The 22,823-nt window shown below is 70.6% G+C and carries 23 protein-coding genes and 1 tRNA gene; 12 read left to right on the top strand and 12 right to left on the bottom strand.

What is annotated here, in order from left to right:
* Nucleotides 1-92: 92 nt before the first annotated feature.
* From RQG84_RS10965 to RQG84_RS10975, 3 genes are read left to right on the top strand one after another with little or no spacing between them, the layout of a single operon-like run.
* Complete coding sequence (locus RQG84_RS10965) at nucleotides 93-722, top strand: hypothetical protein (protein ID WP_311210060.1); 630 nt, start codon at nucleotides 93-95, stop codon at nucleotides 720-722.
* The gene (locus tag RQG84_RS10970; protein WP_311210061.1) at nucleotides 719-1,825 is read left to right on the top strand and encodes a hypothetical protein; all 1,107 of its coding nucleotides are present in this window, start codon (nucleotides 719-721) and stop codon (nucleotides 1,823-1,825) included. The genes RQG84_RS10965 and RQG84_RS10970 overlap by 4 nt, the downstream gene beginning before the upstream one ends.
* Nucleotides 1,822-3,465 (top strand): transposase, encoded by a 1,644-nt coding sequence (locus tag RQG84_RS10975; protein ID WP_311210062.1) that lies wholly within the window; start codon nucleotides 1,822-1,824, stop codon nucleotides 3,463-3,465. The genes RQG84_RS10970 and RQG84_RS10975 overlap by 4 nt, the downstream gene beginning before the upstream one ends.
* A 255-nt stretch (nucleotides 3,466-3,720) precedes the next feature.
* On the opposite strand, the gene RQG84_RS10980 is transcribed toward RQG84_RS10975, so the two are convergent.
* Together RQG84_RS10980 and RQG84_RS10985 are read right to left on the bottom strand one after the other, a co-directional pair.
* A tRNA-Leu gene (locus tag RQG84_RS10980) sits at nucleotides 3,721-3,806 on the bottom strand.
* A gap of 76 nt (nucleotides 3,807-3,882) precedes the next feature.
* Nucleotides 3,883-5,160 carry a DUF445 domain-containing protein gene (locus RQG84_RS10985; protein ID WP_311210063.1) on the bottom strand — a complete coding sequence of 426 codons (1,278 nt, stop codon included), beginning with the start codon at nucleotides 5,158-5,160 and terminating at the stop codon, nucleotides 3,883-3,885.
* A gap of 79 nt (nucleotides 5,161-5,239) precedes the next feature.
* On the opposite strand from RQG84_RS10985, the gene RQG84_RS10990 reads away from it, so the two are divergent.
* Genes RQG84_RS10990 through hrpA form a run of 3 tightly spaced genes read left to right on the top strand, consistent with a single transcriptional unit; the run spans nucleotide 5,240 to nucleotide 10,523 of the window.
* Nucleotides 5,240-6,139, top strand: a complete 900-nt coding sequence (locus RQG84_RS10990; protein WP_311210064.1) for a neutral zinc metallopeptidase — start codon at nucleotides 5,240-5,242, stop codon at nucleotides 6,137-6,139.
* On the top strand, nucleotides 6,136-6,894 hold the full coding sequence (locus RQG84_RS10995; RefSeq protein ID WP_055968129.1) for a CPBP family intramembrane glutamic endopeptidase: 759 nt from the start codon (nucleotides 6,136-6,138) through the stop codon (nucleotides 6,892-6,894). Before RQG84_RS10990 ends, RQG84_RS10995 begins: the two co-directional genes overlap by 4 nt.
* A gap of 23 nt (nucleotides 6,895-6,917) precedes the next feature.
* Nucleotides 6,918-10,523, top strand: coding sequence for an ATP-dependent RNA helicase HrpA (hrpA, locus tag RQG84_RS11000; RefSeq protein ID WP_311210065.1), 3,606 nt, complete (start codon nucleotides 6,918-6,920; stop codon nucleotides 10,521-10,523).
* A 63-nt stretch (nucleotides 10,524-10,586) separates the two neighbouring features.
* Here hrpA and RQG84_RS11005 read toward each other — a convergent pair whose 3' ends face one another.
* The 4 genes from RQG84_RS11005 to RQG84_RS11020 all read right to left on the bottom strand — a co-directional run bounded on the left by RQG84_RS11005 (nucleotide 10,587) and on the right by RQG84_RS11020 (nucleotide 14,122).
* A complete protein-coding gene (locus RQG84_RS11005) occupies nucleotides 10,587-10,949 on the bottom strand; it encodes an FKBP-type peptidyl-prolyl cis-trans isomerase (protein WP_257727371.1) in 363 nt (120 codons plus the stop codon).
* Nucleotides 10,950-11,013: 64 nt separating this feature from the next.
* A complete protein-coding gene (locus RQG84_RS11010) occupies nucleotides 11,014-11,475 on the bottom strand; it encodes a MarR family winged helix-turn-helix transcriptional regulator (protein ID WP_311210066.1) in 462 nt (153 codons plus the stop codon).
* Between the two features lie 98 nt (nucleotides 11,476-11,573).
* Nucleotides 11,574-12,800, bottom strand: coding sequence for an acyl-CoA dehydrogenase family protein (locus tag RQG84_RS11015; RefSeq protein ID WP_257727369.1), 1,227 nt, complete (start codon nucleotides 12,798-12,800; stop codon nucleotides 11,574-11,576).
* 14 nt (nucleotides 12,801-12,814) lie between these two features.
* Entirely contained in the window at nucleotides 12,815-14,122 is a 1,308-nt protein-coding gene (locus RQG84_RS11020) for an acyl-CoA dehydrogenase family protein (RefSeq protein ID WP_257727368.1), read from the bottom strand.
* A 212-nt stretch (nucleotides 14,123-14,334) separates the two neighbouring features.
* Between RQG84_RS11020 and def the strand changes: the two genes are divergently transcribed.
* Nucleotides 14,335-14,934: a peptide deformylase gene (def, locus tag RQG84_RS11025; protein WP_257727367.1), complete on the top strand. Its 600-nt coding sequence runs from the start codon at nucleotides 14,335-14,337 to the stop codon at nucleotides 14,932-14,934.
* Nucleotides 14,935-14,953: 19 nt separating this feature from the next.
* Here def and RQG84_RS11030 read toward each other — a convergent pair whose 3' ends face one another.
* On the bottom strand, nucleotides 14,954-15,757 hold the full coding sequence (locus RQG84_RS11030; RefSeq protein ID WP_311210067.1) for an RNA methyltransferase: 804 nt from the start codon (nucleotides 15,755-15,757) through the stop codon (nucleotides 14,954-14,956).
* Nucleotides 15,758-15,842: 85 nt separating this feature from the next.
* Here RQG84_RS11030 and RQG84_RS11035 point away from each other — a divergent pair, with 85 nt between their 5' ends.
* Complete coding sequence (locus tag RQG84_RS11035) at nucleotides 15,843-16,370, top strand: YbhB/YbcL family Raf kinase inhibitor-like protein (protein WP_257727365.1); 528 nt, start codon at nucleotides 15,843-15,845, stop codon at nucleotides 16,368-16,370.
* A gap of 60 nt (nucleotides 16,371-16,430) precedes the next feature.
* Here RQG84_RS11035 and RQG84_RS11040 read toward each other — a convergent pair whose 3' ends face one another.
* From RQG84_RS11040 to RQG84_RS11050, 3 genes are all read right to left on the bottom strand, one after another.
* Nucleotides 16,431-17,543 carry an SPFH domain-containing protein gene (locus RQG84_RS11040; RefSeq protein WP_257727364.1) on the bottom strand — a complete coding sequence of 371 codons (1,113 nt, stop codon included), beginning with the start codon at nucleotides 17,541-17,543 and terminating at the stop codon, nucleotides 16,431-16,433.
* Nucleotides 17,540-17,995 carry an NfeD family protein gene (locus RQG84_RS11045; protein ID WP_235492963.1) on the bottom strand — a complete coding sequence of 152 codons (456 nt, stop codon included), beginning with the start codon at nucleotides 17,993-17,995 and terminating at the stop codon, nucleotides 17,540-17,542. The genes RQG84_RS11040 and RQG84_RS11045 overlap by 4 nt, the downstream gene beginning before the upstream one ends.
* 89 nt (nucleotides 17,996-18,084) lie before the next feature.
* A complete protein-coding gene (locus RQG84_RS11050) occupies nucleotides 18,085-18,891 on the bottom strand; it encodes an ABC transporter ATP-binding protein (RefSeq protein WP_311210068.1) in 807 nt (268 codons plus the stop codon).
* A gap of 126 nt (nucleotides 18,892-19,017) precedes the next feature.
* On the opposite strand from RQG84_RS11050, the gene serB reads away from it, so the two are divergent.
* The gene (gene serB / locus RQG84_RS11055; RefSeq protein WP_311210069.1) at nucleotides 19,018-20,271 is read left to right on the top strand and encodes a phosphoserine phosphatase SerB; all 1,254 of its coding nucleotides are present in this window, start codon (nucleotides 19,018-19,020) and stop codon (nucleotides 20,269-20,271) included.
* 13 nt (nucleotides 20,272-20,284) lie between these two features.
* On the opposite strand, the gene RQG84_RS11060 is transcribed toward serB, so the two are convergent.
* Nucleotides 20,285-20,500, bottom strand: a complete 216-nt coding sequence (locus RQG84_RS11060) for a dodecin (protein ID WP_055968093.1) — start codon at nucleotides 20,498-20,500, stop codon at nucleotides 20,285-20,287.
* Between the two features lie 53 nt (nucleotides 20,501-20,553).
* On the opposite strand from RQG84_RS11060, the gene RQG84_RS11065 reads away from it, so the two are divergent.
* Genes RQG84_RS11065 through RQG84_RS11075 form a run of 3 tightly spaced genes read left to right on the top strand, consistent with a single transcriptional unit; the run spans nucleotide 20,554 to nucleotide 21,770 of the window.
* Nucleotides 20,554-20,940 (top strand): DUF3099 domain-containing protein, encoded by a 387-nt coding sequence (locus tag RQG84_RS11065; RefSeq protein WP_311210070.1) that lies wholly within the window; start codon nucleotides 20,554-20,556, stop codon nucleotides 20,938-20,940.
* Nucleotides 20,933-21,142 (top strand): hypothetical protein, encoded by a 210-nt coding sequence (locus RQG84_RS11070; RefSeq protein WP_055968088.1) that lies wholly within the window; start codon nucleotides 20,933-20,935, stop codon nucleotides 21,140-21,142. The genes RQG84_RS11065 and RQG84_RS11070 overlap by 8 nt, the downstream gene beginning before the upstream one ends.
* Before the next feature lie 28 nt (nucleotides 21,143-21,170).
* Nucleotides 21,171-21,770 carry a hypothetical protein gene (locus tag RQG84_RS11075; protein ID WP_311210071.1) on the top strand — a complete coding sequence of 200 codons (600 nt, stop codon included), beginning with the start codon at nucleotides 21,171-21,173 and terminating at the stop codon, nucleotides 21,768-21,770.
* 30 nt (nucleotides 21,771-21,800) lie between these two features.
* On the opposite strand, the gene moaA is transcribed toward RQG84_RS11075, so the two are convergent.
* Entirely contained in the window at nucleotides 21,801-22,787 is a 987-nt protein-coding gene (gene moaA, locus RQG84_RS11080) for a GTP 3',8-cyclase MoaA (RefSeq protein WP_311210072.1), read from the bottom strand.
* Nucleotides 22,788-22,823: the final 36 nt, after the last annotated feature.

Below are 22,823 nucleotides of genomic sequence, written 5' to 3' on the forward strand. Positions count from 1 at the left end.
CGACGCGATGAGGCAACGACTTCACTCGACATGCCCCACCAGCGCGCGTGTGCGCGCTTGCGTCCTGAGATCCAGGCGGGACTGCCAGAGGTATGGACTACAACAACCGCCCGCCCCAGCTCCGCGATGTCGACGCCGCCGCCGCGGCACGTATCGCCAACTACACGCCGCGCAAGGTCTCAGAACACTGGTGGCTCGAAGTCGGCGACGAAGTGCGTGCCGCCGTGACGGCTGCACGACCGTCGTCACCGCAGATCGCCACCGGTCATCTGAACGCGCTGGTCCGCTTCCTCGCCAGCCCAGTGGGCTGGAAGGTTGGCACGCGCCTGGACATCGCAACGCTGCTGTCGCCGGAGTCGGTCGAGACGTACACGAACTTCGTCGTGAGCATCGGCAGCAAGAGCCGCCAGCGTCACGCATTGCGCGCCGTCGGCCGCGCCCTTGGTGTTGTGCCGCTTCTCAACCCATCCCCGCCCGCAGCGCTGACGCGAGTCAACCCACTAGTCCAGGCCGCTGGCCACCGGCCCATCGGGGCAGCCCTTCTGGCTGCGGTCATCTTCGCAGATCGCGGCACGGTTCCGAAGGCCCTGTTCGACAGCTTCGCTCGCGCAAACCCGCAGGTCAGCGCCACTGCAGCAGCGGCGAACCCCAGCACGGTGTGGGCGCCAGCAACTCTCCAGTCGCTGGCCGAGGTGACCCACCGACGCGAGAAGCAACCGTGACCTCCGATTCACGCAAGAAGACAGATCCATCCTCGACCGTCAAGCCGCTGTCACGCACCGCGGCCTTGGCGCAGGCGCGCAAGGCGATGGCAGCGCAGCAGCGGGCCGAAGCGGCGGAGGCCCATCCAGTCGCCCCCGATGCCGTGATCCTTGCAGCTATCGAGGGTTTCCTGCCGCGGCTTCCCAACCGTCCGGTGTGGGATCAAAACGAGCAGCTGGCGACAGACCTCGTTCTGGCATACGAGCCGGGATCGGTGTGCAACGCCAAGAAGGTGTGCTCCTTCGTCGCGGTGTTCCTCACGTGGTTCGCCTCCTCGCCGGGACGTGCCACGAACAGCCCGAGCATCCGGCGCGATGAATTGTTCGCGCAGGGTGTCCTCGAGGCGTTCGTCGCATCCCACAGCTCGACGGACCGCTCGATGAGCACCGCCCGATCGGCCCTGCGTCGCTGCATCGACTCACTGCGCCCGGACGGACGCCCAGCGCGCATCTCTCGTCCTCCAGTGGTCGGCCCCTACGACGACCAGACATGCCGGACCTTCATCCTGCTCGCCAAGAACCAGCCAACCGACGCAGCCACCAAGAGGATCTGCCTGCTGGTCGGTCTGCCGCTTGGAGCCGGGCTGGACGCCGGAGACATGCGTGCGCTCACCCCAACGTCCTTCAACGACATCGACGTGGAGGGCGTTCCCGTGCTGACCGTCACCGTCATCAACGGTCGCAGGTCACGCACCGTCCCGGTTCGTCACGACATCGCCGACCGGATCCGCACAGCCTTGCGGATCCACGCCGCCGCCGGACACGGCCCGTCGGCTCGGCTGCTCGGACGCGTCGAGGACAGAACGAACATTGTGCCGACGGACGACCGGGTACCGGTCACCGCCGGCGACCCCGCTCCGTCCATCAGCATCATGCGGTTGCGCAACACGTGGCTCGTCGCCGCCATGTGCTCGGACATCTCGCTGGCCGACCTTCTCAAGGCAGCTGGCTTCTCCACGCCCAGGACGATCACCGACCTGCTTCCGCACTGCCCGCCCCAAGACCCGACTGTCGTAGCCCGAATACTGACCGAGCTGAAGAACCCGTCTGGAGGCGACCGATGAGGGTCGAGGCCAAGCGGTTCGACATGACGATGCAGTACGTTCGGCGCTCGGGTGTGGGTGCCGACGTCGAGGCCCGGGTCCGAAGCGGCGTCGGCGGCCGACCGCGTGACCTCGAGATCGATGTCCTTCTCGCCGCCATCATCTTGGTCCCGCAGGACCTGAACAAGGTTCACCACACGAAACTGCACCGCCTGCTGACCACCGGGCTGTCGCGCACCCTCCAGAAGACCCTGAACATCCGGTCCGGCTCTCACGTCCTGTCCCTGCGGCAGGTGCGTTACCTCCACAACACGATCACCGACACCTACGAGACCAGTGACGCCGTCAAGCCCGTGCTCATGGCTACGGAACGAGCGGCGCGCCGCGAAGCAGGCATGGATGTCGACAACGTCACTTCGCTGACCCCAGCCGAACAAGCCGAGCGGCAGGCTGCACTCGCGGACTTCCAGCGCAAGATCCTCGCGGCGTCCACGACTCACATCGGACGAGGGACGCGGCTGGCGATCGACGCCACCGCGCTGGACTCCGCGGCGCGCGGCAAGGTCCGCGGACTCCGCTGCGCCGACCCAGACGCCCGATGGGGTCCTCGCACCAAGGCATACGACAACCGCACCAAGAAGGTCTTTGACTTCCACGCGACCATGGGAATTCGCACCGGCACAGTCGGCGGTGTCGAGGAGCCTGCACTGGTCGAGACCTTCTTCCTGCTGCCCGCCAACAAGAAGGGCATCGAAGAGACAGTCGCAGAGCTCGCCTACGCCAACGGACTGCCAGGCGGTGTAGACGAGATCATGGTCGACCGCGCCTACAGCTACTCGGTCGCTCCCAAGTGGGCCGACAAGCTTCGTGAGTTCTGCATCGAGCAGGTCTTCGATCTTCACCCGAACGACCACGGCGCCAAGCTGAACGTGAAAGACGGCTGCCTGATGATCGACGGCTGGGCGCACTGCCCGTCGACGCCGAACCGTCTGAAGCGCATTGCACGCCCGCAGACCTTCAGCCCCTTGAAGCTACGACGCAACGCGACGTCAAAGGAGCATGCAGACCGCGACCGACAGGTCGCCGACCTCGAGAGGTTCAACGCTGAGATCGCCGAGCGCGATCAGTACAAGTTCGAGAAGCACGGCACGACGTCATCCGGCAAGACTCGCTTCAAGTGCCCCGCGCGCGCCGGCAAGCTGCTGTGCGAGGGATGCCCGCTGAGCACCATGCTTCCCGGCGACCGGCCCGCCGTCGAGCCTGAGGACCTCGAGAACCTGCCTCGCGCGTGCGCGCAGGAGACCATCACGATCGACCCCTCGGCTGCGCCTAAGTTGAACCAGAAGCACTACTGGGGCAGCAAGGCCTGGCAAGCCGACTACGGACGCCGGTCCCGCGCCGAGGGAACTTTCGGCTTCATCAAGACCGAGCAGAACGTGTCCACCCGGGGCTGGACACGACAGGTCGGACTGGTCAAGACAGCTTTCAACGGCATCCTCGTCGTCGCGGCTTACAACCTGACCACTCTCCTGCGTTGGGCCAAGGTGTGCGGCGACACGAGGGACCCACTCACGCTGATCGACTTGACTGACCACGGGTTCGAGGAACTCGATGTGAGCGGGAACGTCATTGGAGGCGTACCGCCCCCCGTGCCCGTGTAGGACCCACAGGCACCTCAACTTCATACCCCACCTTGCAGCCCGCTGGCCCCGTGCCGGCGGGCCAGAGGCGTTTCACAAAACTCACTGACGGACCCACCACACGCGCCCCGGCCGCACGCGTCGAGTCCGGATTCGCAAGAAAAGGACGCACTAGGCCAACGGGCGGCGCCCAGATACAACGAAACCCTGTCCAGACCGCAGTCTGACCAGGGTTTCGTCACTTTGGGGCCCTGAGTTTCGTCAGGACCCCCACTGTGTCCGAGGGGGGACTTGAACCCCCACAGCCCTATCGGGCCACTAGCACCTCAAGCTAGCGCGTCTACCAATTCCGCCACCCGGACGTGGACCCTGAGGATCCGTGGTGCAGTCAGGAACTGTACCAGCCGGCCCGGGAGCGCTCAGCACCCCCACCCCTGCTCAGACGAGGTGGGAGACCGTGTGGATGACCAGGCCCGCGAGACCGCCGACGACGGTGCCGTTGATCCGGATGAACTGCAGGTCGCGGCCCACGTGCAGCTCGACCTTGCGAGCCGTCTCGTCACCGTCCCAGCGGTCCACGGTGGCGGAGATGATCGTCGCGACCTCGCCTCCGTAGTGGTCGACCATGTAGGCGACGGCCTCGGAGACGACCCTGTCGCCGCGTGCCCGGAGGGCCTCGTCCTCCTGGAGGCGGACGGCGAGGTTCTGCAGCTCCTGCAGAGCGCGGCGCCGCAGCATCCCCTCCTCGTCCTGCAGCGTGTCGATGAGGGCACGACGCAGGGCGTCCCACACGGCGACGCCCGTGCGGGTGACCTGCGGCTGGTTGAGCATGCGGGTCTTGAGCCGCTCGAACTTCTGCTGGGTCTCGACGTCGTCCTCCAGGTCGTCGGCGAGGCGGCCGAGCCAGCCGTCCAGCGCGCGGCGGGCGCGGTGGTCGGGCTGGCTGCGGATCTCGCTCACCCAGGAGACGGCCTCGAGGTGCAGGCGGGCGCCCACGCGCTCGTCGACCCACTGCGGGGTCCACCACGGTGCCCGCTCCCCCACCAGCGCGCTCACCTCGTCGGCGTTGTCGAGCAGCCACGCGTGCAGCTCGTCGAGGACGAGGTCCACCATGCCCACGTGGGCGCGCTCGGCCAGGACGTCGCCCAGCAGCTTGCCGGCGACCGGCGCGAGCGGCTCCTCGACGAGGCGCGGGATGATCGCCTCCTCCACGAGCGCGGCCACGTCCTCCGGTCGCACGCGGGTGAGGGCATGGGCCGTGATCTTCGACCCCTCGCGCACCAGCCGGGCCGCGTGGTCGCCGTCGGCCAGCCAGACACCCGTGCGTCGGGTCAGCTCGGCGGACTCGAGTCGTTCCTTGACGACCTCCGGGCGCAGGAAGTTCTCCGTGACGAACTCCTGCAGGCTCGCCCCGAGCGACGCCTTGCGTCGCGGGATGATCGCCGTGTGCGGGATCGGCAACCCCAACGGGTGGCGGAACAGCGCCGTCACGGCGAACCAGTCGGCGATCGCGCCGACCATGGCCGCCTCGGACGCGGCGTTCACGTAGCCCCACGCGCCGTCGCGCTCCCGCGTCAGCAGGAACACGATCGCGGCGACCACGAGCAGCGACGTCGCGACGATCCGCATCCGGCGCAGGCCACGACGGCGCTCCTCGTCGGCAGCGGGGTCCGACGACAACGCTGGTCCGGTGGAGTCGGTCAGGGAGGTGCTCACGGCCCGAGCGTAGGTGAGCGCGAGGGCGCCGGCCGGTCGAGAGCACCGAGTCGCTGATCCCGCTGCGTAGACTTCTGCCATGAGCTTCAACGAGGGCGCCCGCCTCGACACCAGCCAGGTCACCGGGGGCCGGGCCCGCGGCGGGGCCGTCGTCGGCGGGGGTGTCGGCGGCATCGTCGTCCTGCTCATCGGTCTCTTCTTCGGCGTCGACCTGAGCAGCGTCACGGGCGGCTCGAGCAACCCGTTCGACACCAGCCAGGTCGCCGCCCAGGGCGAGGAGTCCACCGAGGACTTCAGCCAGTGCCGGACCGGCGCCGACGCCAACCGCGACGACACCTGCCGGATCATCGGCACCGTCAACAGCGTCCAGGACTACTGGAACGACGCCCTCCCCGCCGACGTCGGCCGTCAGTACCGAGCGGCGCAGACGGTCATCTACTCCGGCAGCACGCAGTCCGCGTGCGGCACCGCCTCGAACCAGACCGGACCGTTCTACTGCCCGTCCGACGAGCGCATCTACATGGACGCGACCTTCTTCGAGCTGCTCTCGAGCCGCTTCGGGGCCGACGACGGCGCCCTGGCGCAGGAGTACGTGGTGGCGCACGAGTACGGCCACCACGTGCAGCACGTCCTCGGCCTGCTCGGTCGCGCGCAGGAGGGCAGCGGCGCGACGGGCGGCGGGGTGCGGGTCGAGCTCATGGCCGACTGCCTCGCCGGGGTGTGGGCCAACCACGCCGCGACCACCGAGGACGCGGACGGCAACACCCTGCTGAAGCCACTCACGCAGGCCGACGTCCGGTCGGCGCTGTCGGCCGCTGCCGCCGTGGGTGACGACCACATCCAGCAGTCCTCGGGCGCCACGGTGAACCCCGACTCGTGGACGCACGGCTCGAGCGAGCAGCGCCAGCGCTGGTTCCTGCGGGGCTACGAGGGCGGTACCGCCAACCAGTGCGACACCTTCGCCACCGACGACCTGTGACCGCGGCGCACACCCCGGGCCGCTCGCGGATCCGGGCCGAGGTCTGGCTGGTCCTGGGGCTGTCCCTCGGACAGTCCGCGGTGTACGCGGTGCTCAGCCTGGTGGCCGCCCTGACCCGTGGGCCGCTCCGCGACGCGACCGCCACCCTCAACTCCTCGCGCAGCGACCGCGAGTGGCTGGACGTGACCTACCAGCTGCTCGGGATCGGCTTCGCGCTCGTCCCCGTCGCGCTCGCCCTCTTCCTGCTCGCCGGTGACGGCCCGGGCGTGCTGCGCAGGCTGGGACTCACCGGCAGCAGCCGACGTCGCGTGGTGGCCGAGGGCATCGGCCTGACGGCCGTCATCGGGCTCCCCGGCATCGGGCTCTACCTGGCAGGACGTGCGCTGGGCGTGACCGCCGAGGTGCTCACCGTCCCCGAGAACGTGTACTGGTGGACGGCGATCGTGCTCGTCCTGGCCGCCTTCCAGAACGGCGTGCTGGAGGAGGTCGTCATGGTCGGCTACCTCTTCACCCGGCTCCGCCAGCTCGGCTGGGGCCCCTGGGCCGTCATCTGGACGAGCGCCGTGATCCGCGGCAGCTACCACCTCTACCAGGGCTTCGGCCAGGGCCTCGGCAACCTCGTCATGGGTCTGGTGTTCGGCTACTGGTACCACCGGACCCGCCGCCTCGCACCCCTCGTGGTCGCCCACACGCTGCTCGACGTGTTCGCCTTCGTCGGTGTCCTGCTGCTCGGCGACCGGCTGGGACTGCGGTGATGGGCGCGGGGATGGGCGGGGGGATGAAGATCGAGGTCGCACCCGGCCTGCCGATCGCGGACCGGGCCGACGACATCGCCCAGGCTCTGCGTGACCACCAGGTCGTGGTCGTCGCCGGGGAGACCGGGTCGGGCAAGACCACGCAGCTGCCGAGGATCGCGCGGCTGCTCGGCCGCGAACGCATCGTGCACACGCAGCCCCGACGGATCGCGGCCCGCTCGGTGGCGGCACGCATCGCGCAGGAGTGCGAGGTCGAGCTGGGCCAGGAGGTGGGCTACGCCGTCCGGTTCGACGACCGCACGAGCGACGAGACGCAGATCCGGCTGGTCACGGACGGCCTGCTGCTGAGCGAGATCCACCACGACCGGGACCTGCGCCGCTACGACACCGTCATCGTCGACGAGGCCCACGAGCGCAGCCTCGCCATCGACTTCCTGCTCGGATACCTCAAGCAGCTGCTCCCCCGTCGCCCCGACCTGAAGGTCGTGGTCACCTCGGCGACGATCGACGTCGGTCGGTTCTCGGCGATGTTCGACGACGCGCCCGTGGTCGAGGTCAGTGGCCGCACGTACCCGGTGGAGGTGCGGTACCGCCCCCTCACCGATCCCGACGACGGCATGCTCGACGGGATCACCGCGGCCATCTCCGAGCTCCCCCGCGAGGGCGACGTGCTGGTCTTCCTGTCCGGGGAGCGCGAGATCCGCGACGCCGCAGCGCACCTCGAGGGTCTGCGCTGGCGCCAGACGGAGATCCTGCCGCTCTACGGCCGGCTGGCGGCCCAGGACCAGGCCAAGATCTTCGCCTCGCACCCGGGGCGTCGCATCGTGCTGGCGACGAACGTCGCGGAGACGTCGCTGACGGTGCCGGGCATCCGCTACGTGGTCGACACCGGCTACGCCCGCATCTCCCGCTACAGCCAGCGGCTGAAGGTCCAGCGGCTGCCGATCGAGCCGGTCTCGCGTGCCAGCGCGGCCCAGCGCGCCGGACGGTGCGGTCGTGTGGCGGACGGCATCTGCATCCGGCTCTACGCCGAGGACGACCACGACGGGCGGCCCGAGTACACCGACCCCGAGATCCTGCGCACCAACCTCGCATCCGTCCTGCTGCAGATGGCCGCCCTCGACCTCGGCGACGTCGAGGACTTCCCGTTCCTCGACCCGCCGGACCGCCGTGCCGTCGGTGACGGACGTGCGCTGCTGGCCGAGCTGGGCGCGCTGCAGGAGGGCCGGGACGGACGCCCGCGCCTGTCACGGCTCGGGCGGACGATGTCGCGCCTGCCGACCGACCCTCGCATGGCACGCATGCTCCTGGCCGCGGACCGCCAGGGCTGCCTCGCCGACGTGCTGGTGATCGTCGCCGGGCTGTCCATCCAGGACCCGCGCGAGCGGCCGGCCGAGCACCAGGCACGGGCCGACCAGCTGCACGCCCGCTTCCGCAGCCCCGACTCGGACTTCCTGTCCTGGCTCGTGCTCTGGGAGTACGTGCGCGAGCGACGTGACGAGCTCAGCAGCAGCGCGTTCCGCCGCCTGTGCCGCGACGAGCTGCTGCACTACCTGCGGATCCGCGAGTGGCAGGACGTGCACGCCCAGCTGCGCCGCACCGTCCGCGACCTCGGGATGAAGCCCGGGAAGGTGGGCGCCGACCCCGCCGACGTGCACCGTGCCCTGCTCACCGGCCTGCTGTCCCACGTGGGCGTGCGCCAGGAGGACTCCAAGGAGTTCCTCGGCGCACGCGGCGCACGCTTCATGGTGTTCCCGGGCTCCGCGCTCGCGCGCAAGCCCCCGCGCTGGGTGGTGGCCGGCGAGCTGGTCGAGACCGGACGTCTGTGGGGGCGCACCGTGGCCCGCGTCGAGCCGGAGTGGGTGGAGAAGGCCGCACCGCACCTGGTCAAGCGCCAGTACGCGGAGCCGCACTGGTCGGCACGCCGCGGCGCGGCCATGGCCAAGGAGCGGGTCACGCTCTACGGGATCCCGCTCGTCGTCGATCGGCTGGTCCCGCTCGGGCGCCACGACCCGGTCCTGGCGCGCGAGCTGTTCGTCCGGCACGCGTTGGTGCAGGGCGAGTGGCGCACGCAGCACGGGTTCGTTCAGCGGAACACCGAGCGGATCGAGGCTGCGGAGGCCGTCGAGGACCGCGTGCGTCGGCGCGGGCTGCGGGTCGACGACGAGACCCTGTTCGCGTTCTACGACGAACGGGTCCCGGCCGACGTCGTCTCCGTGCGGCACTTCGACGCGTGGTGGAAGAAGACGTCGCGCGAGACCCCCGACCTGCTCGACCTCGACCCGGACTCGCTCCTGGTCGACGTCGGCGACCTGGAGCGGGACTTCCCCACCACGTGGACGTCGCAGTCGGCCGAGTACCAGGTGTCCTATGCCTTCGAGCCCGGCAGCGACACCGACGGCGTGATCGTCGACGTCCCGGTCGACGCGCTGCTGTCGGTGGACCCGGCCGAGTTCCTGTGGAACGTGCCCGGACACCGCGACAAGCTGGTGGTCGCGCTCGTCCGCTCGTTGCCGAAGCGTCTGCGCCGCGAGCTCGTGCCGGTCCCGGACCACGCCGCTGCGTTGGTCGAGGTGCTGGACCCCTCGGGTGGCCCGCTCCTGGAGCAGCTGGTGCGTGGCATCCGACAGCGCACGGGCACCCTCGTCACCCCCGACGACTTCGACCTCTCGGCCGTTCCCGAGCACCTGGTGGTCACGTTCCGCGTGGTCGACGACGGCGCCGAGATCGCGCGGGGTCGTGACCTGGAGGCGCTGCGGGCCGAGCTGAGCGACGTCGTGCGTCGCGACCTCGAGCAGGTGGCCGCCGCGGCCGAGCGTACGGGCATCACCTCGTGGGACGTCGGCACGATCGAGCGCACCGTCCCCGCGGGCCAGGTGACCGGCTACCCCGCGCTGGTCGACGCCGGTGCCTCGGTGACGCTCACGGTGCTCGACACCGAGGCTGAGCAGCACGTGGCCATGGTGCGTGCCCAGGCACGGCTCCTGGCCCTGGGCACGCCCACGACCACGCCGTCGCTCGGTCGCACCCTCGACCTTCGCCAGAAGCTGTTGCTCGCCTCCTCCCCGTACCAGGACGCCGCGGCTGTGCTCGACGACTGCCGCCTCGCGGCCCTCGACGACCTGGTGACCCGGCACGGTGGCCCGGTGTGGGACGAGGCCGCGTTCGTTGCGCTGCGCGAGGCGGCCCGGTCCGAGGTGCACGACGCGACCGCCGCGGTGCTCCGCGACGTGCTGCGCGCCCTCGAGAAGCTCGCCCAGGTGCAGCCCCAGGGTCCGGGTGAGGCCGCGGAGGACGTGCGGGTGCAGCTCAGCTGGCTCGTCCACCCGGGGTTCGTGCGCGAGCTCGGGGTCGCCCAGGTGCGGCGTCTGCACGTCTACCTCGAGGCGGCACGGCGTCGGCTGGCCACCCCTGCGAGCGAGCAGCTGCTGCGCGTGCAGGAGCTCGAGGCCGAGTTCCACGAGCGCACCGACGGGCTCGGCGACCTGCGTCGGCACGCTGCCGACGTCCAGGAGGTGCGCTGGGCGCTCGAGGAGCTGCGCGTGAGCGTCGTGGCGCAGAACCTCGGGACGTCCCGGCCCGTCTCGGTCAAGCGGCTGAGGCGCATGCTCGACGACCTCGCCGTCTGACGACGACGCCCCGCGACCGAGGTGGTCGCGAGGCGTCGTGGTGGATCGGGTGGGGACGGGCGGTCAGCCGACGCCCATCAGGTCGATGACGAACACGAGGGTCTTGCCCGACAGGCGGTGGCCGCCACCGGCGGGACCGTAGGCGAGCTCGGGCGGGCACACCAGCTGGCGGCGTCCGCCGACCTTCATGCCGGGGATGCCCTGCTGCCAGGCGCCGATGAGGCTCGTGAGCGGGAAGCGCGCGGACTGGCCGCGGTCCCAGGAGGCGTCGAACTGCTCACCGGTGTCGAACTCGACACCGACGTAGTGCACGTCGACGACGCCGCCGGGCGTCGCCTCGGCGCCGTCGCCGACGACGAGGTCCTTGATCTGCAGCTCGGTGGGCGCGGGGCCCTCGATGAAGTCCACTTCAGGCTTGGAGGTCATGCCGTCGATCCTCGCACACCGTGCCGGCGCCGCTGCGCGGCCGCCCGCCGGTCCCGCGGGACGGTCAGTCCTCCGCGCCGAGGGCGTCGTTGAGCCGGCCCAGGAGCTGTGCGAAGGTGCGCAGCTCGGTGGGCTCCCAGTGCTCCAGCGCTGCCGCGAGGCGCGCGTGGCTGTTCTCGCGGTAGGCGTCGACGCGCCGCGTGGCCTCCGGCGTCGCCTTCAGCACGTGGGCCCGTCCGTCCTCCGGGTGCGGCGTGCGGTCGACCAGCTGCATCGTCTCCAGCAGTCGGACCGCGCGGCTCACCGTCGACTTGTGCACGTGCAGCGAGTCCGCGAGCTCGGAGGCTCGCACCCCCTCGCCCTCGCCCGTGCCGGCGTCGACGACGGCGAGCAGCAGCACGAAGGTGCTGTAGTCGAGCTCCTCGTGGATCGAGGCCAGGTTGCGCAGCGAGCGCGCCCGGACCTGCCGCACCAGCCGTGTCAGCTGGTAGTCGACATCGAAGTCCGGCGGCAGCTCCCGATCCATGCGCACATCCTAGGTGGGGGTCCCACCGCGGCTCCCCCCGCACACGCCGAGGCCCCGCCACCACGGTGACGGGGCCTCGGACCTGGGGACGTCGGGTCTCAGCGGAGCTGGGACGACGTGAGGTTCAGCAGTCGTCGAGCGACGATGAGCTGCTGGATCTGCTGCGTGCCCTCGAAGATGTCGAGGATCTTGGAGTCGCGCGACCACTTCTCGAGCAGCTCGGTCTCGCCGTAGCCCAGGGTGCCGGCGAGCTCGACGCAGCGCAGCGTGATCTCGTTGCCGACCCGACCGGCCTTGGCCTTGGACATCGAGGCCTCCATGGAGTTCGGCTTGCGGTTGTCCGCCAGCCAGGCCGCCTCGAGGGTCAGGAGCAGCGCAGCCTCGTAGTCGGCCTCCATCTGCAGGAAGGTCGCCGCCGCGTAGGACTGCGACGTCGCGGGACGGTCGTAGTCGACGACCACGCCCGCGTCCTCGAGGAGCTCGCGGGTGAGCTCCAACGCGGCCCGCGTGACGCCGACGGCCATCCCGGCCACGAGCGGCCGGGTGTTGTCGAACGTCGCCATCGCACCGGCGAAGCCCTGCTTGGTGTCGATCTCCTCGTTGCCGAGGATGTTCGCGGCCGGCACACGGCAGTTGTCGAGCACGATGACGGCCGTGTCGGACGCCCGGATGCCGAGCTTGTGCTCGAGACGCTCGACCCGGATGCCGGGCAGGGTCTTCGGCACCACGAAGCTCTTGATCGCGGCGCGACCGAGCTTGGGGTCGAGCGTGGCCCACACGACCACGGAGTCGGCCCGGTCGCCGGACGTCACGTAGATCTTCTCGCCGTTGAGGACGTACTCGTCGCCGTCCTTGATCGCCGTGGTGCGGATGGCTGCGGAGTCCGAGCCACAGCCCGGCTCGGTGATGGCCATCGCGGCCCAGGTGCCCTTGAACTTCTCGAGCTGCTCGTCGGTCGCGACCGACGCGATCGCGGAGTTGCCCAGGCCCTGGCGCGGCATCGAGAGCAGGAGTCCGACGTCGCCCCAGCACATCTCGATGACGGAGAGGACCGACGAGAGGTTGGTGCCGTTCTTGACGGCGTTCTTGCCCTTGCCCTTGATCTCCTCGTCCTCGGTGCGGCGGACGCCGGCCGCACCGGCGCCCTGGCCCTGGCCGGAGTCGCCCATGCCGTCGATCAACGAGGCGAGGAGGTCGAGCTCCTTGGGGTAGGAGTGCTCGGCGAGGTCGTACTTGCGGGAGTTGGCGCGCAGGAAGTTGTCGGCGACCTCGTGGGCCTGCTGGACGAACCCGCGGAACTTCTTGGGGGTGTCGAGATTGATCATGATGTGGTCCGCCCTCAGACGAGGACTGCTCCTTCCAGGACTGCGACGGCCCGCAGGTCGCGGTACCACCGCTCCACCGGGTGCTCCTTGACGAAGCCGTGCCCACCGAGCAGCTGGACGCCGTCGGTGCCGATCTTCATGCCGTACTCGCTCGCCAGTCGGCGGGCGAGGGCGATCTCGCGGGAGGCGTCGCGACCCTGCTCGGCGCGCGAGGCGGCCTTCAGCGTCACGAGGCGCATGCCCTCGAGCTCGATCGCGATGTTCGCCACCATGAAGGCGACGGCCTGACGGTGGGCGATCGGCTCGCCGAACGCCTCGCGGGTCTTCACGTACTCCTTGACGTAGTCGAGCACCGCGCGTCCGGTGCCGACGGCCAGGGCCGCCCACGCGAGTCGGGAGAGCCGGACGCACTCGCGGTAGTCGTCGGTCGTGCCGAGCAGCGCCGTCTCGGGGACCACGACGCCGTCCAGGCGCAGGCGGGTGAGCCCGGCCGCACGCAGACCCATGGAGGGGTCCGCGGCCAGCGAGATCCCGCTGGTGCCGGACTCCACGACGAACAGCCGCGGGCTGCCGTCGAGGACGGCCCCCACGACGAACAGCTCGGCCTCGGTGCCGCGCACCACGCCGGACTTGATGCCGTCGAGGCGGTAGCCGCCGTCGGTCGCGGTCGCCGTGGTCTGCAGCTCGAACGGGTCGAACAGCGTGCGCGCCTCGGCGATCGCGAGGGCGGCCGCCGGGACGTCGTCGCCGGTGAAGGCCGGCAGGTACGTCTGCTGCTGCTCGTCCGTGCCCCACAGCGAGATGGCCGTGGCGACGGAGGCGGGCGCGAGGCAGGCGACGGCCTGGCCCATGTCGCCGTAGGCGAGCGCCTCGTTGACGAGCACGCCCGTGACGGCCGAGCGCTCCTCGGAGAGCCCGCCGAGGGACTCGGGGACGTTCAGCAGCGTGAGGCCGAACTCGGTGGTCTGGTCGAGCACCTCCTTCGGGGTGTCGTCGGCGTTCTCGGCGGCCTCGGCACCGGGGCGCAGGACCTCGGACGCGAACTCGCCGATGACGTCGACCATCATCTGCTGGTCCTCGGTGGGCGTCAGGTCGAACAGACCGCTGTCGCTCGTGGCGTCGAGGCGCTTCGGCTTGCCCGAGCCCTTGACCCGCTTGAACGTGCGGTTGGCGTTGGCCGCGACCTGGAAGCCGGACTTGGCGCCCTGGTAGACGGCGCGTTCGGTGGCCTTGCGCAGGCCGAGCTTGTCGATGGCCGGTGAGCTCGCGATGCGGTTGAGCACCGCAAGACCGATGCCCATGGGGTCTGGTCGGTTCGCCACGGGGTCTCCTTGACAGGGACGAAGGGGTGGATCGGGTCGAGAGGGTTTCCCGCCCAGGACGGCTGGGGGTGGTGCTGGTGGGGGTCGTGCCGGTGGTGCTGCGTCCGACCGTACTGTAACTGTGAGTTGCAGTACGTCGTAGTGATCGTATCCGACGTCACAGGTCGGAGTCCACGCATCGGCGCCAGCGTGTCCGCGATACGTTGTGACGCGTGGCATCGCACCCCTCTTCCCGTCCGCTTCCCGACGGCGGCACCGTCCTGCCGATCACCCGGTGGGGCACGCCGGTCATGCACCACGAGCTGAAGGACGTCACCGAGTTCGACGACGCCCTCGCCACGCTCGTGCGCGACATGACCGCGACCATGCACGCCGCGAACGGCGTCGGTCTCGCCGCCAACCAGGTGGGCGTCGACCTCAAGGTGTTCGTCTTCGACTGTCCGGACGACGACGACGTGCGCGTCACGGGCGTGGTGGTGAACCCGGTGCTCACGCTGCCCGCCACGGCGGACCGCAACCTCGACACCGCGGACGAGGGATGTCTCTCGCTCCCGGGAGCCTTCACGGAGTGCTCGCGTCCCGACGTCGCGAGCGTGACCGGGTTCGACGAGACCGGGCGGCCGGTGGAGTTCCACGGCACCGGACTGCTGGCCCGCTGCCTGCAGCACGAGACCGACCACCTGTTCGGCACGGTCTTCGGCGACCGCGTGCCGGCCAAGGCACGCAAGAAGCTCCACAAGCGGCACGACGAGCTGGCCGACGCCTACCCCGACGACTGGCCGGTCACCCCGGCGTCGATCGAGGAGGACTGACCGCTCCCCCGTCGGTCCGTCACCGACCGCGCAGGTGCCAGCACGCCACCGCCACGGACGTCGCCACGTTCAGGCTGTCGATGCCGGCCGCCATCGGGATCGTCACGCGCACGTCGCTGCTGCGCTGCCAGTGCGCCGTCAGCCCCGGGCCCTCCGAGCCCACGACGAGTGCGAGCCGGTCGGGCACCTCGTGCACGTCCTCGAGCGAGACCGCGTCGTCGGCGAGCGTCATGGCGTAGGTCGTGAAGCCGTGCTCGGCGAGCAGGGCCGGCGTCGCGTACCAGTCGTCTGCACGGGCGTGGGGCACCGAGAACACCGCACCCATGGCCACCTTCACGGCCCGTCGGTAGAACGGGTCCGCGCACCGCGGTGAGAGCAGCACGGCGTCGAAGCCGAGCGCGGCCGCGACCCGGAAGACCGCTCCCACGTTCGTGTGGTCGACGAGGTCCTCCAGCACCACGACACGGAGGGCCTCGGCCAGCACGACCTCGGGTGAGAGCGGCGCGGGTCGACGGATCGCGGCCAGGGCCCCGCGGTGCACGTGGAAGCCGGTTACCTGCTCGATCCGCTTCTCATTCATGACGAAGCAGGGCGCGTCGCTGGCGTCGAGCACGTCGCCGAGACCGTCGAGCCAGCGCGGTGCCATGAGGAACGACGCAGCCTCGTGCCCGGCCTCGTGGGCTCGGCGCACGACCTTCTCCCCCTCCGCGAGGTAGATGCCGTGCTCGCTCTCGTGCGCCAGCCGCATCTGCACGTCCCGCAGGTCCAGGTAGTCGCCGAGACGGGGGTCGTCGAGGTCCTCGACGTGCTCGATCCTGGCCACCGCCCCACCCTAGGCCGTGCGCCCCGCCCCGATCGCCCCGCACGACCGCCCTGCACGACTCAGGCGTCGTCGCTAGCGTGGAGGCATGAGCCTCGAACGCCCCGTCACCCCGGACCCCTACCCGCTGCTCCCGGCCGCTGCGCCGTTCACCGTCACCAGTGACGACGTGACCGACGGCGCCCCGCTGAAGGACGACCAGGTCAACGCGCACGGCGACACCTCGCCCCAGCTCTCGTGGAGCGGTGCGCCCGAGGGGACGCAGTCGTACGTCGTCACGTGCTTCGACCCCGACGCGCCGATCGTCTCGGGCTTCTGGCACTGGACGGTCGTCGACGTCCCCGCCGACGTGACGTCGCTGCCGGCCGGTGCCGGCGCCGACGACGCCTCGCTCCCGGAGGGCGCCTTCCACGTGCGCAACGACGGCGGGACCAAGGCCTTCATGGGTGCGGCCCCGCCCGAGGGCGACCAGCCGCACCGCTACTTCTTCGTGGTGCACGCCGTGGGTGAGCCGACGCTGGGCGTCGACGGCGACGCCTCCCCCGCCGTCGTCGGCTTCAACCTGGCCTTCAAGACGCTCGGTCGCGCCATCCTGCACGGCACGTACCAGCACTGACACCGACGAGGACGGCCCCGGAGCGAGGTGCTCCGGGGCCGTCGTCGTGCTGCGGGTCCGTCAGGACGTCGGGGTGGGGGGCTCCGCCGGGGGCTCGTCGCCACCGAAGGTCGGGACGTCGGGCTCCTTGGACGGGCTGACGCCCGGCTTCTCGGCGGCCCGTGCGGCCTCGAGAGCCGCCTGGACGGCCGCCTCGGTGCCCGAGGACGAGGTCCCCGTCTCGATCGGCTCGTCGAGGTCGACCCGCTTCTTGCTGCCGCCGCCGTCGACGGGCACGGTGCCGACCGTCCCGCCGAGGGTGCCGAGCGCCTTGGTGAGCTCGGCCGGGATGATCCAGGTGGAGGCGTTCTCGCCACTCGCGATCTTCGGCAGGGTCTGCAGGTACTGGTACGACAGCAGCTTCTGGTCGGGGTTGCCGTCGTGGATCGCCTGGAAGACGGTCTCGATGGCCCGGCCCTCGCCCTGTGCGGTGAGGATGGCCGCCTGCTTCTCGCCCTCGGCCGACAGGATCGAGGCCTGCTTCTGGCCCTCGGCCGTGAGGATGGCGGCCTGCTTCTGGCCCTCGGCCGACAGGATCCGGCTCTGGCGGTCACCCTCGGCGGTCAGGATCGCGGCGCGCTTGTCACGCTCGGCGCGCATCTGCTTCTCCATGGCGTCGATGATCGACGGCGGCGGGTCGATGCCCTTGAGCTCCACGCGGTTCACGCGGATGCCCCACTTGCCGGTGGCGCCGTCGAGCTCGCCGCGCAGGCCGGAGTTGATCTGGTCGCGGCTCGTCAGGGCGTGCTCCAGGCTCATGCCACCGATGATGTTGCGCAGCGTCGTCATGGTCAGCTGCTCGATCGCCTGGATGTAGTGGGCGATCTCGTAGGTCGCGGCCACCGGGTCGGTGACCTGGAAGTAGATGACGGTGTCGATCGAGACCGTCAGGTTGTCCTCGGTGATGACCGGCTGCGGCGGGAACGACACGACCTGCTCACGCAGGTCGATCATGTAGCGCACCTTGTCGATGAAGGGCATGACGATGTTGAGGCCGGCCGTCAGGGTGGTGCGGTACTTGCCGAACCGCTCCACGATGCCGGCTCGGGCCTGCGGGACGATCTTGACCGTCATCGACACGACGACGACGGCGAGGATCGCCAGCAGGACCAGGAAGATGGTCAAGGCGGTCATGCGGTGGGCTCCTTCGAGGTGATGACGGCGGTGGCACCGTCGATGCTGGTCACGACGACCTCGGCGCCCGGCTCGAGCTCCCGGTCGTCGGTGGTGCGGGCCGACCACACCTCGCTGGCGAGGGTGATGCGACCGCCGAACGGGCCGACCGGCTCGAGCACGACGCCGGTGCGGCCCACGAGGGCGTGATGGCCCGTGGTCAGGGTGGGCCCGGCGTGCAGACGTGCGACGATCGGCGGCCGGGCCAGGAAGAGCAGCCCGACGGACACGACACCGAACAGCAGCATGGCCACCCAGAAGGGCGCCCCCACCGCTGCGGCGACGGCCGCGGCCAGCGCGCCGAGGGCGAACATCAGCAGGACGAGGTCGAGGCTGAGCAGCTCGGCCACGGCGAGCAGCACCGCGATCCCGACCCAGGTCACCCAGGCGTTGTCCGTCATCCACTCGATCATCGGTGCCCTCCTGTCGTCGGGGCGGCCCGTCGATCCTGGACCGGGCCCCCCACCGGGTGCGTCACGCTACCAGTCGGATCGTCGTGCAATCACCGCAACGCACGGCGCCCGTACTGGGCGCGACGCGCGGCGTACCGGCCGTCGACGTGGTCGAGCTCGAGGCGCATGCCGAAGGTGTGTCCGAGGGACTCGGCGGTGAGGACCTGCTCGAGCGGGCCGGCGTCGACGATCCTGCCGTCGCGCAGCAGCAGCACGTGGGTGAAGCCCTGCGGGATCTCCTCCACGTGGTGGGACACCATGACGAGCACGGGGGCGCCCTCGATCGAGGAGAGCAGGTCCAGGCTCGCCAGCAGGTCCTCGCGCGCTCCGAGGTCCAGGCCCGCGCCCGGCTCGTCGAGCAGGAGCAGCTCGGGGTCGGTCATGAGCGCGCGGGCGATCAACGTGCGCTTGCGCTCACCCTCCGACAGCGTGCCGAAGGTGCGGTCGGCGAGCCGGGTGATCCCGAGCTCGCCCATGATCTGGTGCGCGCGGGTCAGGTCGTCCTCGTCGTAGGACTCGTTCCAGCGGCCGGTGACCGCGTGCGCGGCGGACACCACCACGTCCTCGACGCGCTCGCCAGGAGGGATGCGGTCGGCGATCGCCGTGGCGCTGTGTCCGATGCGGGTCCGCAGGTCGAACACGTCGGTCTGGCCGAGACGCTGCCCGAGGATCTCAGCGGTGCCAGAGGTGGGGTGCAGGTGGGCGCCGACGATCTGCAGGAGCGTGCTCTTGCCTGCTCCGTTGGGGCCCAGGACGACCCAGCGCTCGTCCTCGCCCACCGTCCAGGACACGTCGTCGAGCAGTACCTTGCCAGGCCTCACCACGCTCACCGAGTCGAGCTGGAACGCGGTGGCCATGGGTGGGTCTCCTGCACTGTTCTCGCCGGCGGTCGACCGCGGCCGTTCGTCCGCGGCCACGATGCGTCCAACCTATCGCGACGTCCCATGCGCCGAGGCGGCGGCCGGACGATAGCCTCGTGCTCGATGACGCCCCATGTGCCAGCCGTGCACCTGACCTCGCCGACCCTGCTCGTGACGCTCACCGGCCCCGACCGCAGCGGCGTCTCGACCCGGCTCTTCGCGTGCCTGGAGCCGTTCGACGTCGAGGTCGTCGACGTCGAGCAGCTGGTCGTGCGAGGACGCCTGGTGCTGAGCGTCCTGGTCTCGTTGGCGAGCGACGCCGCCGGTAGCGAGCCTGTGCAGCAGGACCCCACTCCCATGGAGCGGTCCTTGCGTGAAGTGGCCGCCGAGCTCGGCATGGACGTCGAGCTCGAGCACGGGGTGGGTGACAACCGCCCGCGCCGCGTCGGGCGCAGCCAGGTGACGGTGCTCGGCCACCCGCTGCGGCCGGCTGCCATGACGGCGCTGACCAGCCGCATCAAGGCCGCCGACGGGAACATCGACCGCATCCTGCGCCTCGCCCGCTACCCGGTGACCGCCCTGCGGCTCGAGGTCTCGGGCGCCGACCCCGACGTGCTGCAGGCCGACCTGGCAGCCGCTGCGTACGAGCACGGCGTCGACATCGCGGTCGAGGAGCGCGGGATCCTGCGCCATGCCCAACGGCTGGTCGTCATGGACGTGGACTCCACCCTGATCCAGGGCGAGGTCATCGAGATGCTGGCCGAGCACGCAGGGTGCGCCGACGAGGTCGCCGCCGTCACCGAGTCCGCCATGCGCGGTGAGATCGACTTCGAGCAGTCGCTGCGTCAGCGGGTCGCTCGCCTGGAGGGCGTGCCCGCCTCGGCGCTCGAGGAGGTCCACGCCGCGCTCACCTACACGCCTGGTGCCCGCACGATGATCCGGAGCCTCAAGCGACTGGGCTACCGCTTCGCCCTCGTGAGCGGCGGCTTCACCCAGATCATCGAGCGGATCGCCGCGGACCTCGGCATCGACTACGTGGCCGCCAACGAGCTCGAGATCGTCGACGGGCGCCTCACCGGCCGAGTCGTCGGCCGGGTGGTCGACCGCGCCGGGAAGGCCGAGGCACTCCGACGCTTCGCCGCGGAGGCGCGGATCGGCATCAAGAACACCGTCGCCGTGGGAGACGGCGCCAACGACCTCGACATGCTGGCGGCCGCGGGCCTCGGCATCGCGTTCAACGCCAAGCCCGTCGTGCGTGACCAGGCACGCACGTCGGTCAACTCGCCGTACCTCGACTCCATCGTCTACCTGCTCGGCATCACGCGCGAGGAGGTCGAGGCCGCCGACGCGGACGAGGACCACGCCGACGGCTCCTGAGAGGTCTCGGACCTTACTCGTCGTCCTCGAGCCGGAACCCGATCTTCATCGTCACCTGGTAGTGGGAGACGGACGTGTCGGTGATCTGGCCGCGGATGCCCTCGACCTCGAACCAGTCGAGGTGGCGCAGCGTCCTTCCGGCCCGCTCGATGCCGTTCTCGATGGCCTCGGTGACGCCGTCCGGGGAGGTGCCGACGATCTCGGTCACGCGGTAGGTGCGGTTGCTCATGGGGACATCATGCCTGCCCGGCGGGACGACCGGGACCGACGTACGCTGGAGGGGTGAACCAGACACCGTCGGACTCCTCGTCAGCAGGCCCCGGACAGCGCCGCGGTGATGCTGCCCAGCGCCGCGACGAGGCGCCCGAGCGCCGCGGTGAGCAGGTCTACTCCATCACGTCGGCGAGCACGGGCCACAGCGACGAGCTCGGCGCACGCGAGCTGCGGTACGCGCTGAGCATGGGCTTCCGCACGCTGTGCTTCATCGGCGGCGTCCTGGTCTGGAACCACGTGCTGTGGCTCGGCGTCCTGCTCTTCGTCGGTGCGGTCTTCCTGCCGTACACCTCGGTGATCCTCGCCAACGCCGGCGTGCGCAGCAAGGCCGACGGGAGCGACCTGATGAAGCCGTCCCCGTTCGGCGAGATCGGCGACGGCGCCCCTCGTGAGTGAGGAGCTGATCTGCTCGTCCAAGGGATGCACGGCCGCAGCGGTGCACCGGATCGAGTGGAACAACCCGAAGATCCACACGCCGGACCGGCGCAAGACCTGGTTGGCGTGCGACGAGCACGAGCCGACGCTGAGGTCGTTCCTCTCGGCGCGCGACTTCTACCGCGACACGCTGCCGCTGCAGGACGACGTCACCCCCGGGTGATCCGCTGCTCGTCACCTAGGGTCGGAGCATGCGTCCGCTCCCCCACCGTGCCGCGGCCCTGCTGCTGATCGCCGCCCTCGCCGCCGGGTGCGGCGGCGACGACGATCCCGCAGCCGCGCCGACGTCGCCTGGCACGTCGTCCGCCGCTCCGTCGCAGACCTCGAGCCCCGGAGCGGGAGTGCCGCTCGGCTCCCCGGTCGTCCCCGAGGGGCAGAACCCGCAGGACTTCCGTGCCGAGGTCGCGCTGGACGACGGCGCGCGGGTGGCTGCCTACCTGGTCGCCGGGACCGGTCTGGTGGTCCAGGTGCGGCCCGCTGGGCAGGACGACTGGAGCGCACCGGCCACGCTCGTCGAGTCGGCCGAGGACCCGTGCCAGGGCGTCGAGCTGCAGCAGGCCGGTGGCACGGTGGCGCTGACCGCCGGGTTCGGCCTCTACTGCTACGACGGCGAGCCCCCGCAGCAGGTCGTGGCCGCGGCGCTCGCGGGCGTCACCGACGCGTGGGACGTGCGCACGATCGACGACGTCGACGACTTCGAGTCGGTGACGGTGGCCGGCGACGGCAGCCGCGTGGACTTCGACGGGTCGGGCGGCACGATCACCTGGACCAAGGGCCGCGGCTTCGACTGAGTCGCCAGGTCGCCAGGTCGCTCGTGCTGCTCAGCCGCCGATCGACGACATCGGTCGCGTCGGCTGCAGGAAGGTCGGGTCGTCGATGCCGTGCCCGGGGCGCTTGCCCCACATGGCCTCCGACCACCGGCGCGCCAGCTCCTCGTCGTCGGCGCCGTCGCGCAGCGGGCCCCGCAGGTCCGACTCCTCGCGGGCGAACAGGCAGGTGCGCACCTGGCCGTCGGCCGTGAGCCGCACGCGGTTGCACTCCGAGCAGAACGGCCGGGTGACCGAACCGATGATGCCGACCGTTTGAGGGCCGCCATCGACGAGGAAGCGCTCCGCCGGAGCGCTCCCGCGTCCGTCGAGCGGCGTGAGCGTGACGTGCTCGGACAGTCGCGTGAGGATCTCGTCGGCCGTGATCATCCGGCTGCGGTCCCAGCCGTGCTGGGCGTCCAGCGGCATCTGCTCGATGAAGCGCAGGTGGTAGTCCCGCTCCATGGCCCAGCGGAGCAGGTCGGGACCCTCGTCCTCGTTGAGGCCCCGCAGCAGCACGGCGTTGATCTTGACCGGTGCGAGACCGGCCTCGGCCGCCGCCTCCAGGCCGGCCACCACGTCGCGGAACCGGTCGCGCAGCGTGATCCTCGAGAACATCTCGGGGTCGGTGGTGTCGAGGCTGACGTTGACCCGGTCGAGCCCGGCGGCGGCCAGGGCCTTCGCCGTGCGGGTCAGGCCGAGCGCGTTCGTCGTGATCGCGGTGCGCGGTGAGCCGGGCATGGCCTTGGTGGCGGCGATGATCGAGGCGAGGCCGCGTCGCAGCAGCGGCTCGCCGCCGGTGAAGCGCACGTCGGTGACGCCGAGCCTGGTCACCGCGACGTGGATGAGGCGCACGACCTCGTCGTCGGTGAGCACCTCCGCGGTGGGCATCCAGTCGAGCCCCTCGGCCGGCATGCAGTACTGGCAGCGCAGGTTGCACCGGTCGGTGAGCGAGACGCGCAGGTCCGTGGCCACACGTCCGTGCCGATCACCGAGGTCCATCGCTCCATCCTAGGGTTCGCAGCCCAGCCCTGCCGG

The sequence above is a fragment of the Aeromicrobium sp. WCS2018Hpa-31 genome (genome assembly GCF_031843905.1).
GTDB lineage: Bacteria > Actinomycetota > Actinomycetes > Propionibacteriales > Nocardioidaceae > Aeromicrobium.